The following is a 15,539-nucleotide window of genomic DNA, read 5'->3' on the forward strand; positions in this document are numbered from 1 at the left end:
GTTTAAAAGTACTTATTTCCTTTTTCAATCCTTAGAATAGGTGGCGAGTGGCAAAGAAATGAGGGTTAAGGGGGTCAGTGGCTCAGTGGTTCAACATCTTTCAGTTGACTTTTCACGACAGAGCGAGTTTGACTTGCTCCATACAGGATTTGCTGACCGGCAGTTCTTTTCCATTAGATAACAAGACTGAATTGGCGTTTAGCTTTTGCACATGATCCGTATTTACCATGAACTGACGATGGATACGTAAAAATGGCGATGGTAGATTATTCCCAATCGAGGTGAGTGTAGTCCGGGGGGTTAGTGGTTTAGTTGGTGCCGAACGGCGATTAACCTTCACATAGTTGTCCCAGGATTCTATGTAAAAAATATCTTCAAAGGGTACTCGGAACAGTTCATAATTTGTCCGGATCAAAACAAGCTTTTTGTCGTTCTCTGCCCACAATACCTTTTCCGTAGCCTCCTGACCCGCCAGCGCATGCATTAAGCGCATGCGGTTTTCTACTTTGCTGATGGCTCCCTCGAACTTATCGAAGAAAATAGGTTTTTGCAGGAAATCAATCACTTCCAGTTCGTAGCCTTTCAAGGCAAACTCAACATGGGCTGAAGTAACGACCACCAGTGGCCGGGGCGTGGGTAAGGTTTTGAGAAAATCATAGCCGTTTTTACCTGGCAGATTAATGTCTAGAAAGATAAAATCAGGCTTTGTTTTGTCAATTAAGCTCCGAGCCTCAACGGCATTGAAAGCTGTACCGACTAATTCAAGCGTAGCAATCATTTCAATGTGTTCGCTTAGAATCTTCTGAGCCAGAGGCTCATCTTCGACAATCAGACACTTAATTCGTTTCGAATTCATAGTTAACTACGCTTGATTGATGAAGTGGAATTTCTAATTGAACATGATAGATATCGGCTTGCTCGTCAATGGTGCACTTGTATTGGTCGGGTTGAAATAACAGGTTAAGCCGTTGTCTGGCGTTGTAAAGTCCCAATCCACCCGCGTCTTTGCGGGTGGATGCGTTCTCGCTACTAACCGAATTTTTAATGTCCAAGCGCAGCAGAGCGGGGTTTTCCAGTATCTCAATCTTTATATCGATCCATCCGTCGTGGTAGCTTTTATGGATACCATGTTTAAAAGCGTTTTCAATGAAGGTCAAGAGCAGTAAAGGCGGTACCAACTGACCATCGGCGTTACCATGTCGGACAAAACTGATCACGCTTGGATCACGGAGTCGGCTTTGTTCAATCTCCACGTAATTCTGAAGAAACAGCAATTCTTCTTTCAGCTCGACGAAATTATTGTGGGTTCGGTATAGCGTATACCGTAAATAATCAATCAATCGACGCAACAGTAAGGCGGCTTCGCTGTTGGTTCGGTGAATGAGGGCATACAGGTTATTGAGTACATTGAACAGAAAATGAGGGTTAATCTGATCCTGCAGATATTTAAGCTGATTTCGGGCTAGCTTCTGATTCTGATCGTATTTCTTTATGTTATCAACTCCCCAGGTGGTTAGCCAGCGTATAAGTCGCAATTGACAGGGAAGCAGTAGATAGGATAGATTAAACGCCCAGATAAAGCCCTGGGCACCCTGAGAACGAAGAAAAGCGAAAGGCCCCAGATCCAAGACATACTTCGCATTTCGTTCGATAAAGCCGGGAACTGGCTTAAAATGGGTGACAGCATACCCGAATATATAATAGTCATACACATTGAAGAGCAGAAAGACCAGGAAAAAAGAGCTGATCAGAAAAGCAATTCTTCGCCAGAGCACTTTCCGGGTGGCATAGTAATAGATCAGCACTTTTAAAAGTGATGGTAAGACGAGATACCCTACTATATAATAGGTAACTATAGTGGTCACGAGGTGGCTCATGAACATGAACCGATGTAAGCCCGGGTCCACCGGAAGCTCAGGCCGAAGCTTAAGCATCCGGTAAAAATCATTGTAATTCTCATAACAGTTCCAAAGCCAGTACAGCACGTGAATAGCAATGCGCTGAGGGGTTATCTTCCGGCCGATGGTCAGTTGCTGAATGAATTCCGGGTTAAGATTTTCTGGGTTATCTTTAGATGAAAAAAGGGACATACCTATATGTAGCTAATGACCGACCGATGAATAAACCAAAAACTCTTTACTCAGTTTTATTTCTTCATGCCTTCCTGACTATCTTTTTCACAAATTGCACTATGATGCGTGCGGTTGGTCAGTCTACTCCAGCACTTCCGGTTTCTCTAACAATAGCTGGCCAGCTTACCTCCGAGACCAAACAACCCGTTATCCAAGCGACGGTTTCTCTGCTACAGGTCGATTCTTCCCTTATCCTGACGGCGCAAAGCGATTCAAGTGGTTACTTTCGAATCAATGTCGTTCATAATGGTGCCTATCTGGTACGAATAACGCACGTTGGACTTCAATCTATATTCCAACCTGTTGTTTCAAGCGATTCGACCAGTAGCGCCCCTCTGGCCTTCACCATGCAGACTAAGGCATTAAACTTAGCTGAAGTATCAGTAAAACAAAAGCGGCCATTCATTGAATTACTAGGTGACCGAACGCTGCTGAATGTCGAAGACAATCCACTGTACTCGGGCGGAACGACTCTTGATCTACTGAGCCTGGCACCCCGGCTGTCTATCGACGTTATCAATCGAAAAGTGGCCATTGACGATAAACCGGGGGTTGTGCTTTATCAGGATAACCGGCAAGTCTATATACCTTCCGAACGGATTGTAGCTTACTTACAAAGCCTGCCGGCCAACTCCATCTCACGGATCGAGATATTAACAAATCCATCCGCTCGCTATGATGCAAACTCGGGTGGAGTCATCTTATTATTTACCAAAAACTTTTATCAACAGGGAACAAGTCTGGACCTTGACCTTACAGGTGGATTTGGCCGGTATATTAAAGCGAATGCATCCGTTGGCGTGTCAGTCCAGAAAACAAAATTGTCTGGTAAATTCCTTTACAATCCATCTTATCGACCAACGTATTTTAGTTGGAATACGTACCAGACGGTACCTGCTGGCCAGTATGCAGAGTCCGGCTATTCATCGGGTAATCAACTAAACAAGGAAGACATCAGTGCTCATTTGTTTCGCACGAATTGGGATCTCAAGCTGACCAAGCAGCAAACCATTGGGGCTGTGCTTATGCTTAACCAGATTAGTGATACGCAGAATCCATCGTCTTCTCTGGAGTACCAGCTGGCCTCGCCTTCGGCCAGACTGACCAAGATCAATTCAATCTCTCAACTGCGCTCTCGGCAACTCAATCTATCCGCTAATGTGAATTACCAGTTTACTTTTTCGAAACCCCAAACGTTTCTGACAATTGATATTGATGCAGCCCAGTATACTGACAATTCCCGATCCCGGGCTGATTACACTCTTTTGCCGGATCAGCCAAGGCCTAGTGAATCACTGGTGATTGACTATCCGAATACCATCCGGTTTAAAACAGCTAAGGCAGATTTTACGACGGCAATATTTCAGAAGGGTACGCTGGAGACCGGCGTCAAATACAGTGCTATCACTTTACAAAATCAACCCGATCTTCTTAAAGCTACGCCAGGTTTTGATTCACTTAAAAGTTCTTTGATCCGGGCATTTCATTACGATGAATTTACTTCAGCGGCGTATAGTTCGGTGAGCTACCAGTGGTCGGGCATTTCCGTACGGGCTGGTTTACGTCTTGAGCATACCCACTATGAGGCTCAGGTTAATAACCGGTTGGAGGTGATACGGGATTACACAAATTTATTTCCTACAGTTAGTATCCAGTATACCAACAAACAAAATTTCAAATACACCCTCAACTTTAATCGCCGAATTGTTCGACCTGCTTTTGACGTCCTTAACCCATCTTATATATTTTATAACCCGTTGACGCTTTACACCGGCAATCCACTTCTTTTGCCTCAGTTATCCAGTAGTTTTCAGCTTGGCCTAATTACCCCGAAACGGTTGTCGCTCTCCCTTTCCTATAATCATAGTCGGAATCGTATTACTGAGATACTCTTCCGAAACGACACCACATCAGCTGCTATTTTGAACTATTATATAAATTTTGACTGGGAAAAGAGAATGTCGCTGGTGTTATCAATACCGGTGAAAATACGCCCATTCTGGCAGGTCCAAGCAACGATGACGGGTTTGATGAGCCGCTTTTATTCCACCTTTGAACGTGTGCCCATTACCACATCACAGCCCACGGTTGTGGTTAAACTCTTGAATACGTTCAGCATGGGCAAGTTGTCGGCAACTCTCGCTTTCACGGGTCGAAATACAGCTTTAATCGGGTATCTAAAATATAAACCGATCTGGTACCTTGATGCCGGCTTACAATACTCGATTAATAATAATTCCAGCCTCAAAATGTCAGCCACTGACATCTTCCATACGTTACTTTTACAGAACTATGGGAATTACTTGAATACATCCGTTGCTTTTTACCATAAATCCGAAACCCAGCAGCTCCTTGTTAGCTACGCGCTACGGTTTGGTCATACCAAAGCCAAACCGGTTAATGAACGCGAATTCGGATCTGAGTCTGAACAGCAGCGGTTGGGAGGAAAACGCTAACAGTCCGAACATGCCCTTTAACGCTTCATTGAAAGTATTAGCTTTTATGGCTTTATATCAACCGAAATTGCCAACACTCTTGGCTTTCTTGCTTCTTTGTTTTCCCTTCGTCAGCCACGCCCAAACGCCTTCCTTTATCTCTGACAGCTTGGATCGTTACGTTCAGAAAGGCATGCAGAATTGGCAAATACCTTCGATGGCCGTCGGCATCGTTCAAGATGGAAAAATCATTATTTCAAAGGGGTACGGGGTAAGAGAACTGGGAACAGCCAAGCAGGTTGACGAAAATACGCTGTTTCCCATTGCGTCTAATACTAAGCTCTTCGTAGCTACTGCTTTCGCTCACCTGGCTCATCAGAAAAAGCTTAACCTGGATGACCCCGTCGTTAACTACCTGCCATCCTTTAAAATGTATGATGCCCAGGTTACCCCACTCTTATCAATCCGGGACTTATTATCCCATCGGCTTGGGCTTGCCGGTCACAAAGCTGATTTTGTCGCTTGGAATACTAGTTATAGCCGGTCGCAGCTCACGCAAAAACTTGCCCAGCTAAAGCCGGACTTTCCCTTTCGCCAGCAGTTTGGTTATTCAAATTTAGGCTATGTGGCAGCCGGTGAAGTGATGGCATCCATTACAGGGAATACCTGGGAGCATGAGGTCGATAACTTGTTGCTAAAACCTCTCGGTATGCAACGAACCTATTTTGATCTGACAACGATCAGGGATTCCAATGTAGCTAAACCCTATTCCACCTGCTGTACTACATCCGATCAACCGATTACACTACCCTATGACTCGCTTGGCAGTATTGGTGCGGCAACGGGGATGGTGTCTTGTTTGAAGGATATGAACACGTGGATGCTGATGCAACTTGACAGTGGACGCTACCAGCAAAAGTCTGTTGTGCCATGGGAAACGATTGCCGCTACCCGACAGCCTAATACGATTGCCAGCACTTCACCTATTCCCGGTTTTCCAATTGAAAGTCAATTCTACGCTTTGGGAGTTAGCCTTCTTTACTACGCAGGCCATCAGGTTTTTCTGCATACTGGAACAAGCTTCGGCTACCGAAGTGCTTATTGCATTGTACCCGATAAAAAAGTAGCGTTCTTTATATTTTCCTCGAATGATCTTAATACTTTTTACGAGGCATTACTTTTTCAACTACTAGACAGCTATTTAGGACAACCTTACACCAACCGGGCTGACTACTTTTTTAAAGGCTACCAACGCCGGCAGCACAATGCGAAAGAGATACTTACCATGCTTGATAAACGTGTCTCGGCCGCTAAACAACCCCCTTTCTCCATCAATTCACTTAAAGGCACGTATCATAACCCATTATACGGTAATCTCACCATCACAACCCTGGGCACTGGGAAAGGAAAAACGAATATCTTGGTTCGCTTTGAACATCACCCGTCCTTAACGGCTCAACTGGACTATATGGATGGCAATGAGTTTAGGATGACTTTTTCAAATGTGCATTTTGGCATTACACCCGCCACTATTTCTGTATCGCTCTCCGGAGTGGTGAATGGAATAGCGTTCGCTCCTTCTGATTTCTTGGATGACGACGTGTATAAGTTCACAAAAAAATAAAGTCCAGAGCCCCTTAATGGCGGCTATGGACTTGTACGAGGATCATACCAGTAGAACGAACTTAAGTCACTTCTACTAATCATCCTGGCTTCCGATTTCATCCAGTAATTGATTCCAATCCTCATCATCGTCATCTGATAGATCAGAATTTACATCGGCTAATTCCCTGAATCCAATAAAGTTGAGTTGGCCTTCCAGCCAGCAACGGGTTGATTCAGGAGACATGAGTTGACCTTCCTGGTTCACATTGATCCAGATGGCCCGGCCATAATAAACCGCACCCGTTCCAAGCCATTGCCAGCCAGGTGGCAATGGGGGTTGAGTCAGGACATCCCCATTCATGATCGCCCGATCACCGCACGGATGATGAAGAAAAAAACCAATCTCTACGGTACCGATCCAACGGCTAATATCCGACAGGGAATCGGTTAGCTCGATTGGATATACCGACTCAAGGTAAGGATCGATTAGCCAGGCGGAAAATAAAGGCTTCATAGTCGCGGACGTTTTACAGGTTACTTGACGGGTATAAAAGTAACGATGAGCGGCAATTACCTGGTGAATAAAGGCCCTAAACGAACTTAACGCGCAGTCGAAAATGTAACTAGGTTTCGTAATTGTATCGGTACACCGATTACGAGCGTCGTATTCGATTTGTTGATACCGGCTTATCGGTAAGCACCGCTGGCTTCACATGTTCTTTAGGGTCGACGGGCTTACCCGGAGGAGGGGCGGTTTGTGAATTTGGCGGCACCGTCGCTGGTGTTTCTTTCCGAATTCGCTTGGCGCCATCTTTTGGTAATTCATTATTGACCGCTCCCTTCTCATATTGATGCAGCGGTAATCCTGTTGGTCCAACCTTCACCGTTGATTTTTGATTGGCGAGGGCAGCCGGGTCGTTTTTGAATTGAGACTGCAATTTTACTAGCCACTCGGGTTGAAGCGTGATGGGGTCATGTTGCCGGTTCTCAGGTCGGTTAGCCCTTATTTTATCAATTTCCTGCTGAATCTTATCGGCTTTTACTTTTAAGTCATCATTAAAATCTTTCTCCACCGAGCGGTTCACGTAAAAGTGATTGTCCGTTAGCCGGATTTCTTTGGTTAGGTTTTCCGCCCGGATCAACATAGGTCTGTTATTGGGAATATCAACAGTAATTTCCGTATCACCCAAATACGTTTTCCCCACTTTTACTTTAGCTTTCGTCTCGTCAACTAAATGGCCCTGATTCATAACCGAACCAATTCGCTGGGCAAGCTCCTCGGGCGATTTACCCGGCGGGGATTCCACGCCCTTAGGTAAGGTTAACCGTAACTGATTTGGATTGCCTGTCTTTTGATTGCCCTCCGTCATATACGCCTGCCAGGCCTGGTCCGGTTGACCAGGTAGTTTCAAGCTACCCATGTATTGAATATTAAAGCGTATCCCCGAGAAGTCATTATCGTTGGCTAAGATGAACCGTTCGGGTTTTATGGTATCAATGATTTTTTGTAACGTGGGCAGTTGCAGACCACCGGGCTGCCCCCCTGTCGATACATAAAGCCGGTCGCCAGCTTGACGGGGCGGGTGTAGCTGGTAGTGAGAGAGGGCGTCGATGGGGTTTTCGGTAATGACAATTTCCCGGGGTTTTACGCCTGGAATAACGTTGGATAACCAAACACTATCGTGTTTGGGAGAGACGAGCATATTATGACTGGCATTGCGCGTGTTGAGAGTCACGATGTGTTCCATATTACGCATCGGGAAGGCCGTGTTGGTGCCGGTATAGCCGTTTTTCGTCTCAAACGGGCGTTGCACAATCTGGCCTTTGAATTCTGGCGCATCGATGGTCTTGTCCTCAATATGACGACTATATAGCCAATTGCGTTGTTGCAAGGGCTCGATGTTAAGCAGTCGGGCTGTTGTGGTTTCATCCAGCTGACGAATGTCTTTCAAGCCAATGGGCCGGATCGACTCATGGGAGGTGTAAACATTACCTACCATGGGGCTAAGGTGAGCATGTAACTGTTTCCAACCATCCCGACTGCCCAGATCCAGGTTTAATTTATTGGATACCATGTTAATGATCGTTCCCCGGTCGCGGTTATCCTGAAACGATTTATAGGCATAATGTCCGGTTTCCTGTACCCGGTGCACGGTGATCTTTCGCCCGGTGGATTCCTCTTCCAGAGCCGCCCAGTTTTTACCGTGTTTCCCCTTAATCGGCTGCCAGCCCTGATCAATGAGATAAGTCACTAAATTGATATCCGATTTATACCGATTGGTGAGTGAACGCTCCTCGGCAACCCGACGATCGTAAGCATCTTGGCGGTTGGTACGTTTGGCTTCCTGCGGTTGAGTTGACATAGCGATTCAATTTATAACAGGGGAAAAAGGACGGGACGAAGGCCTTACGGACGAGGTCCTTTGGGAGGCTTCACGTCTGTTTTGGGTTTACTAACTTTAGCCTTGGCTGTTTTCGCCTCTACATCGGGCTTCACCTGGGCCGGTTTGGTCGTTTGCTCCCCTTGTTTAGTCACCGATGCCGTCTTCAGTTGCTGCTGGGCTGAGTGTGGGATGGGGCGGGCAGCTGTCTGGAGATCAGTGCCGCTGGGGGGTAGGTCATTTTTTTTGTTCAGCGTCTTCATTAAATCAAGGTGCAGTAGACGTTGAACGGATTCGGGTGTTTGCTGAAGGACAGGAAGGAGCGGTTGATTTTTTCCAATCGCTTTATCCAGTTGCTGACTGAGCTGAAGTAACGCTTCAGCCTCCGTTTTTGTGGCCATGATTGGCAGGGCAAACAACTTGCCGGTTTCGGGAGCCTGGGCAAGCTGGGGAAGTTTTATCGATAATACGTATTTGGCTTTTTCGGCCTGCGGGATGACCAACACTTCAACCCCATTCGGGTAAGCTTGCGTTGTTTGCCTTATTCCCTTTCCGGCGTAACTTAAACTATCCAGTAGTGGCGTAGCCGAAGTAGATCGTTCAGCAGCTTGTGAGGTAACCAACTGGCTAGTTTTCGGGGTTTGTTCCAGTTTGGGCGGCTTGATGCGTTCAAACTTAAACCCGCTCCTAGAGGCTGCCAGACGGACAAAGGCCGAAAACGTCTGGTCATCTTTTTTCATGTTATTGATGCGGATCGAGTATCCTTCCCGTAACCGCTCTTTGGCGGACGGATCAATGGGTACGCCCAACAACTTGTCCGGTATCGGAAATTTATCGGTGTTAATCACCGTCATTTTTTGCGTTTCCGGATTAATGCCAATGATGCCTCTAAAGGGTGTACCAGACGATGGGTCGATGAGTTGAACGGCGCGCCCCATATCGCCGTACCGCTGGAGATTTTCCTTATCTGTGGGACTAAATTGGTGGCCCAGGTAATTATCTCTCAGCTGCAGCCGCGCCTGCACATGCATTACGTTGATCGATAAACCCCGCGTTGGATGATTAATGACGCTGAGCTTGGCGGCATCGCCATCCTTCAATGGAATGATGTTGGTTTGTTTACCGTCCAGTAATTTCTTTATCTCAAGGCCGACCGGTGCGGAAACTAAATTAGACGATAAGTCCAGGTGAGCGGCTAGAACTGGACGCATCTGTTCTATCGTATAGCGTTTACCTATCAACGTAGATACATAAATTGGAGAGGTGTTCTCGACGGTGCTATCCATTCATTTAATATTTTGTATATAACGTGAAATTACAAGCTCACTCGTTTATAATAGCGTTTTATACCCGTTTCTTACCGTATCCCGCTTTAGCCGAGGCAATGGGCTCAGTCTGTTTCGTATTTTTATCCGTCTTTGCTACGGGCTCATTTTGGCGTGCGGGGCTTGGCGGGGTAGCCGTACGCGCGGGCGTTCTTCCCTCCGACAACGATGAAAATTTTTGATCAGCTCGCTTAATTTCCTCCGCTGTCGCGGTTTTTTTGGGTGGCAATACGACCCCACTCTGTTCCTTTCGATAATCCAGAATTTCCATTTTAGCCTGCGCCCTTGGACTTTTCAATTCCTGGCCATGGGGGATACGGTTTAAGGGCCTCCATTCAACCGGTGAGTCACTTACCTTATTGACCCGAATCATATCCTGATAGGTTAATGCGCCCGCAGGTTTGCGAACGATTTGGCCTTTTTCATCCTTGGCCGATACGATCGTTTTCTTCCATTGTTCGTCGGCCGCCTGACGAGCAACCTGTTTAGGCGTCAACTCAGCGGGTTGTGGCGCATTTCGTTGCGTATCTCGTTTTACCTGGAGGGCGTTGAGAGCCGCCTGGTTGACAGGCGTAAATTTCAACCCTCGTTTATGGGCGGCTACCTGCACGTCGGCGGTAAAGGGCTTGCCATCCAGACCCGTCATGTTTTTTACCCGGATGACTCCGTGGTTTTTCAGCGTCTGCTGCTGTTTGTCCGTAATGGGCACGTTGCGTAGAACGGTTGGTGGTACGAATCGTTCTTGCCGAAAGACGGTCAGCCGATTTGTCTGGGGATCATAGCCCACCAATCCCATAAACTGTTGATTGGTCTCTTTATCCGTCAACGGGACGGGACGGCCTAATTCACCAGTTCGTTGCAGCCGGATGTGATCTTCGTGCGTGAGCTGGTAGCCCAAAAAGCGGGGGGCCGGCGTTCGCTCTAGTTGCCGGGGAATCAGTTCAACGCGGGGACCTTTCCCCGGATCGTCATAGACAAATAAACGGCCCTGAACCGGGGTAGTGGTTCCGTTGCTATCCGTTTGATTCAGGGTTAGGCTGGACGTACGACGGGCATTTAATAGCTCGCGCATATCCTCGGGCGATAAGCTTTCCTTTTGAATACCCAGCGGTTTAAGCTGCATTTCCAGTTGCTCCCAGGTGAAGCGGTTGCCGGTTTCCAGCGGACGCGGATTAACGGGCTTTTCGACCCTGTTTAAGCTGTTATAATCTGTAGAAGCCATAGTGTCGGTATTGATTGAAATCTTAAGAGTGACGGCGAACCGTGGGTTGTTTAGGCCGGTCCGCCGGTGCGGCTGATTTAACGGCGTTGGTTGGCCCTTTTTTCTCGTTGGTCGAGTCCGAATTCTGCCGCGCGTTACCAGCCGGTTTTTGCTCAAGATTACCCGTCTGGTTTTGCGTTATTCGGGTCGCTCCATTTTTTGAAACAACGCTGGTATCCGTTTGGGTCTGGGGCTGGAAGCGGGCTTTGGCTTTCTCCAATTCATGAGGCTTGGCTTCCTGTAGGCGAATGCCACCGATAGGCGGATTTCTTTCCAGTTTCGTCAGTAATCGGGCCTGTTCCGACGGTGATAACAAGGTGTTGTCTTGCGGTTTCATCGTAAGGGGCAAGTATGCCTTTGAAACCCCATCCTTTTTGACCGCAATGGAATCCGAGTAAGTCAGTTCTTTAACTTTTTTACGCTGTTCAAGTCCATCCCCCGTTTTTACGTCGAGGGTTGTATTGAGCCACTTTTGATTGTTCTCTGGCGTCAGCGATTTGAGATAAATCACAAAACCCTGATTCGGCTTATCCCCACTTGCCGGCTGAGGTTGCAAAGGGCCTTGTTTGATGTTCTGCGGGATCGTTTCCCGCTGCTTTTTGCCGATACGATCCAGTCGAAACTGCCCCTCCACCGCCGAGAATTGTAGCGTTGCCGCATAGGGCTTTTTATTCTCATCTAGCAGCCCCGTTAACTTGATTTGTTTACCGTCGCGCAGCAGCTCCTGTTGCTGGGTGGTCAATGGCTGACCCTTAACCTCAGCGGGCACTTTTATGGATTCTTTATCAATGGTCCGCAGTAGTTTAGCTACCGGATCATAGCCGACCAGAACTTCCCGTTTGGTAGCGGTTTGAGCATCCGTGTACTCAACGGGTCGGTTAGCCATGCCTGTCCTTTGCAACCGCATAATGTCCTCTGTATATAAGTTAAGCCCCTTCGGGACAGACAATGAGGTTTTGAGTTGGGGTGGCTCAATGTGAACCTGGGGCCCTTTACCTGGAATCTCAATGAGCAGCAGTTTTCCCTGGGCTGGGGCTACTATACCGTTTCTGTCCTTTATGGTGAAGGATACGTTCGGGTGCGTAGCATAGCCATCCAGTAATAATGCTTTGTTCAACGGATCAATTGATTTTTCTGAAATGCCCAGTTTATCCATCTGGGGCTTGATCTGTTCCCAGCTGTAGCGCTTTTCCTGGTTCACGTAGGCGGCCTGCTGCCGAAATGTTTCAGGTACAATGGGTTGGGTCGTGGCTTGTTTATCTGAGGCCTGGCTATGAGCCGTTGCCGCGGATACGGTTGGCTGATGAGCTGCCGTCGACTTGAGTCCATCCGTAGCTAATACCCGTGCCGGCGAATTGGTAACAGCAGTTGTAGTACTAGTTTCTGAAGGTCTGGTTTGCTGACGCGACTCCAACCGGTCGAGCAGTTTTATAGCCAGCTTGTCCAAAAAATGATCCATTATCCGGGACACCATCGATTTTGGCCCAGCTTCTGGTGCTGTGGTCTGGCCGTACTGACGGGTAGTAGTATCCACGCTTACTGGCGGTCCAGGCCGCTCTGAATCGACTTGTTGAGACCGGGAATTGGGGCTTGCCGTTGGTTTTGGGTCAATCGGTTGATTGGCCGTCACTTTCTGAACGTCGGCCTGGTTGATTCCCGCGGGACGCGTTCGCCGTTCGAGTTCCCGAATTAATTCCTCCAGTGACAGCTGATTGGCTTTCGATGAACCATCCGGCGTAGTTGGCTCGTCGGTTGGCTTCCGCTTGAAACCAAAGTTCTCTCCCTTAAACAGTTTGTCCATCAGGTCCTGAACAATTTTGTAATTATTCAGAAAATTGGACACCATACCCCCTTCAGTTAATTTCAATTGAAGGATTTTCGTTAATAAACCCCCTGATGATTCTCCTTCGTCAGCTACCCGTTTGGCCGGTGCCGGATTGGGCCCTTTTTCGCCGGGCATAGGCAATGATGCATCCCCTTCCGCTACTGAACGACCAGGTAGGGCGGGCGATTTTACCGAATCAAAAGCAACATTAGCGGGCTTTACGGTTGTTTCCTTAGCATCCTGATCCGTTGGAGTATTTATCGACCGTTTTTGATCCTGAACAGGTTCCGTTGAGTCGAACGCTTTTTTAAGGCGCTCTAACAAATCAATGTTCTTTACCGCTTCACCCGGTGGTGGTAAGGTTAGCGGCGTTTCGCCCGATTGATGATTTCGAACCACATTCATCAAACTAACCATGTCAATCGGCGTACTAGGTCCGTGGTGTACTACGGCTGGAAACTGTTGCGTTGTTTCTTTCAACTCCATCAAGTAATCCGTAACCCGCTGCTGCACCTCAGGCTGTCTGGTCGTATCTAACTTTTCGACCAATTGATGCATTTGCTGCCGAGTCGTATTTTCGTTGAAAATCGCTCGGGATATTTCCTCATTGCTTAAATAGTTATCGCCTTCTAGGTACTGTCGTAATTGACGAGCGTGGGCCGGCAATGCCAAACTCATTTCTGTTGTTTGAATACCCTCTGCGATCCCTAACTGCGTGGCATCGGACCGGCTCCGTTCACTGGCCATGTCAACGCGCCAGCTTTGTGCATCCATTGGCAGTAGTCCTTGATCCTTCAGCCCCTGACGAATCGGCTCGTCCACTAAACCCGGTAATTCAATACTCCGGGTGTACAGGAGTTCGAACTGGGGATACATCTCCCCCTTACGGGCTACAGTCGTATCAACGACTGCCTCACTAACCGGCTTTAGCGCATGGGCTGGTATTTCCCCTGCGTAATCGTTTAGGTAGCCAGTTATTGAGGCCGGAATCTGACCCCGTTGAAGGCCCTGCTGTTCAGCATCAGATAAGGGATTTTGCTGCTGCTGAATGCGTTGCTGGCGAAATGGCTCCAGCAATTCCTGCATGATCGGGTCCTGGGTGTAAAGCACGGTTCGTAGATCATCGGACGGCCGGGCATCCAGGGGCTTTCCCACGGCGGCGGCGCGTTCCTGGGCGGCCATATCATTGTTGATGATCGTAGCCAAGGGAACGTAGAGATTGGCCGGTAGTCGATTGTCATTTTCTTGCCGATAGGTTAAAATCGGCTGGGGCAATTGGCCCCGCTGGGCAAAAGCCGACAGCTCAGCAACCGTCAGGTCAAGGGCAGGTTCTGTAACGGGTTGAGGTTGCATCTTGGATCAGTACGTTAAGTGATTTATGCAAAAAAATGGTCAGTATCTAATCAAGATGTAATAATACAATACAGAAAGTTGGATAACTTTGGGAATGAAAATCATTTTTTTTTCGGTCACGTTTCGCCGCTTATGACTTACTCGCTCAGAACTTTCATTTTTTGCTTTTGTATCAGTTGCGGAGGGGTATTGGGCCCGGCTCAGGCTCAGGTCATTTTTAAAGTGGATTCACCCATTAAGCGCCATCAGCCCCTGATGCCTCAGCCTCAAGAAGCCCTCGAATTTGCGCTCCCTATGGTGGATGAGGTGGACTCATCGGCCAATCCAATACCTGAGCAAAACGCCATGGTTAACTCCCCAAAGCGGGATAGTCTTAGTGGATACGGGAAGCGATTATCCCCTCCCTTAAATCGTCCGGTTAACCCCAAACAATCATTTTTGGTAACCTACATGGGTAGCCCCCTGAAAAGCGATACCAGTTCTCAAAGTCGGTATCGATTAGCGCCTATTGAGTATACTGCTGCCGATTCAAGTAAACGGTATCGCTTGGACAATCGGACACTGGCCCCTCGACGGTTTGTCGATCAGGATTCGATTATGGTTGCGGTTTTGGAGGATTCCTTACGGCGTATCCGTCAACAACTGATACCTCTTGGTCAGACAGATAAAGCGTCGGCTCAATCAGCCTTTGATTTATACCGGTCCATTCCATCCATATTACCCGTTCGACTTCGCTCTTATGAAGACTTCCGGATTTCATCTGCGTACGGACTACGCGTTCATCCCATCAGTGGTCGCTTACAGAATCATGCCGGTATTGATTTACCTCAACCTCGCTTTACGGCGGTGTATGCGACGGCCGATGGCGTTGTTGACCGGGTTGTCTGGCAACCAGCCGGGATGGGGCTGGCTGTTTATATTGTTCACCCCTCCGGGTATCAAACCGGCTACGGTCACCTCGAAGACCATTCGGTACTCGTGGGAGAGGTTGTTCGCCGGGGACAAGTAATTGGCCGGGTTGGATCGACAGGCTTAGCCACGGGGCCACACCTTCATTACACCGTTTTAGCGGGTACCCAACCTGTTAATCCGGCTTCATACTGTTTTTTGTTACTCAATGCGTTAGACGAATCTAAATCCAGCGTTTCCCGTTCCGGCCGGTCATCCGTTTATCAACGGAGAAAGTAGTATAAAGGCTCTTTTTCGACAGACCGAAAAGGCA

General features: G+C 47.8%; 10 protein-coding genes. 3 read left to right on the plus strand and 7 right to left on the minus strand.

Annotation, left to right across the window (positions count from 1 at the left end; all coding sequences use genetic code 11):
• Positions 1-112 precede the first annotated feature (112 nt).
• Positions 113-856, minus strand: coding sequence for a LytR/AlgR family response regulator transcription factor (locus ACYVEA_RS29010; protein ID WP_297369761.1), 744 nt, complete (start codon positions 854-856; stop codon positions 113-115).
• On the minus strand, positions 837-2,090 hold the full coding sequence (locus ACYVEA_RS29015) for a sensor histidine kinase (RefSeq protein ID WP_297369757.1): 1,254 nt from the start codon (positions 2,088-2,090) through the stop codon (positions 837-839). Before ACYVEA_RS29015 ends, ACYVEA_RS29010 begins: the two co-directional genes overlap by 20 nt.
• Positions 2,091-2,191: 101 nt before the next feature.
• On the opposite strand from ACYVEA_RS29015, the gene ACYVEA_RS29020 reads away from it, so the two are divergent.
• Both ACYVEA_RS29020 and ACYVEA_RS29025 read left to right on the plus strand, forming a co-directional pair.
• On the plus strand, positions 2,192-4,588 hold the full coding sequence (locus ACYVEA_RS29020) for an outer membrane beta-barrel protein (protein WP_461073737.1): 2,397 nt from the start codon (positions 2,192-2,194) through the stop codon (positions 4,586-4,588).
• Positions 4,533-6,191, plus strand: a complete 1,659-nt coding sequence (locus ACYVEA_RS29025; protein WP_461116912.1) for a serine hydrolase domain-containing protein — start codon at positions 4,533-4,535, stop codon at positions 6,189-6,191. Before ACYVEA_RS29020 ends, ACYVEA_RS29025 begins: the two co-directional genes overlap by 56 nt.
• Positions 6,192-6,266: 75 nt before the next feature.
• Here ACYVEA_RS29025 and ACYVEA_RS29030 read toward each other — a convergent pair whose 3' ends face one another.
• The 5 genes from ACYVEA_RS29030 to ACYVEA_RS29050 form a co-directional block, all read right to left on the minus strand.
• Positions 6,267-6,686, minus strand: coding sequence for a hypothetical protein (locus ACYVEA_RS29030; protein ID WP_461116913.1), 420 nt, complete (start codon positions 6,684-6,686; stop codon positions 6,267-6,269).
• Between the two features lie 139 nt (positions 6,687-6,825).
• Complete coding sequence (locus ACYVEA_RS29035; RefSeq protein WP_461116914.1) at positions 6,826-8,535, minus strand: toprim domain-containing protein; 1,710 nt, start codon at positions 8,533-8,535, stop codon at positions 6,826-6,828.
• 44 nt (positions 8,536-8,579) lie between these two features.
• On the minus strand, positions 8,580-9,764 hold the full coding sequence (locus ACYVEA_RS29040) for a DUF3945 domain-containing protein (RefSeq protein WP_297369745.1): 1,185 nt from the start codon (positions 9,762-9,764) through the stop codon (positions 8,580-8,582).
• Positions 9,765-9,897: 133 nt separating this feature from the next.
• A complete protein-coding gene (locus ACYVEA_RS29045) occupies positions 9,898-11,100 on the minus strand; it encodes a DUF3945 domain-containing protein (protein ID WP_297369743.1) in 1,203 nt (400 codons plus the stop codon).
• A 22-nt stretch (positions 11,101-11,122) separates the two neighbouring features.
• Complete coding sequence (locus ACYVEA_RS29050) at positions 11,123-14,317, minus strand: DUF3945 domain-containing protein (protein ID WP_461073742.1); 3,195 nt, start codon at positions 14,315-14,317, stop codon at positions 11,123-11,125.
• Positions 14,318-14,572: 255 nt separating this feature from the next.
• Between ACYVEA_RS29050 and ACYVEA_RS29055 the strand changes: the two genes are divergently transcribed.
• On the plus strand, positions 14,573-15,505 hold the full coding sequence (locus ACYVEA_RS29055; RefSeq protein ID WP_461116915.1) for a M23 family metallopeptidase: 933 nt from the start codon (positions 14,573-14,575) through the stop codon (positions 15,503-15,505).
• Positions 15,506-15,539: the final 34 nt, after the last annotated feature.

This window comes from Spirosoma jeollabukense, from assembly GCF_054777855.1.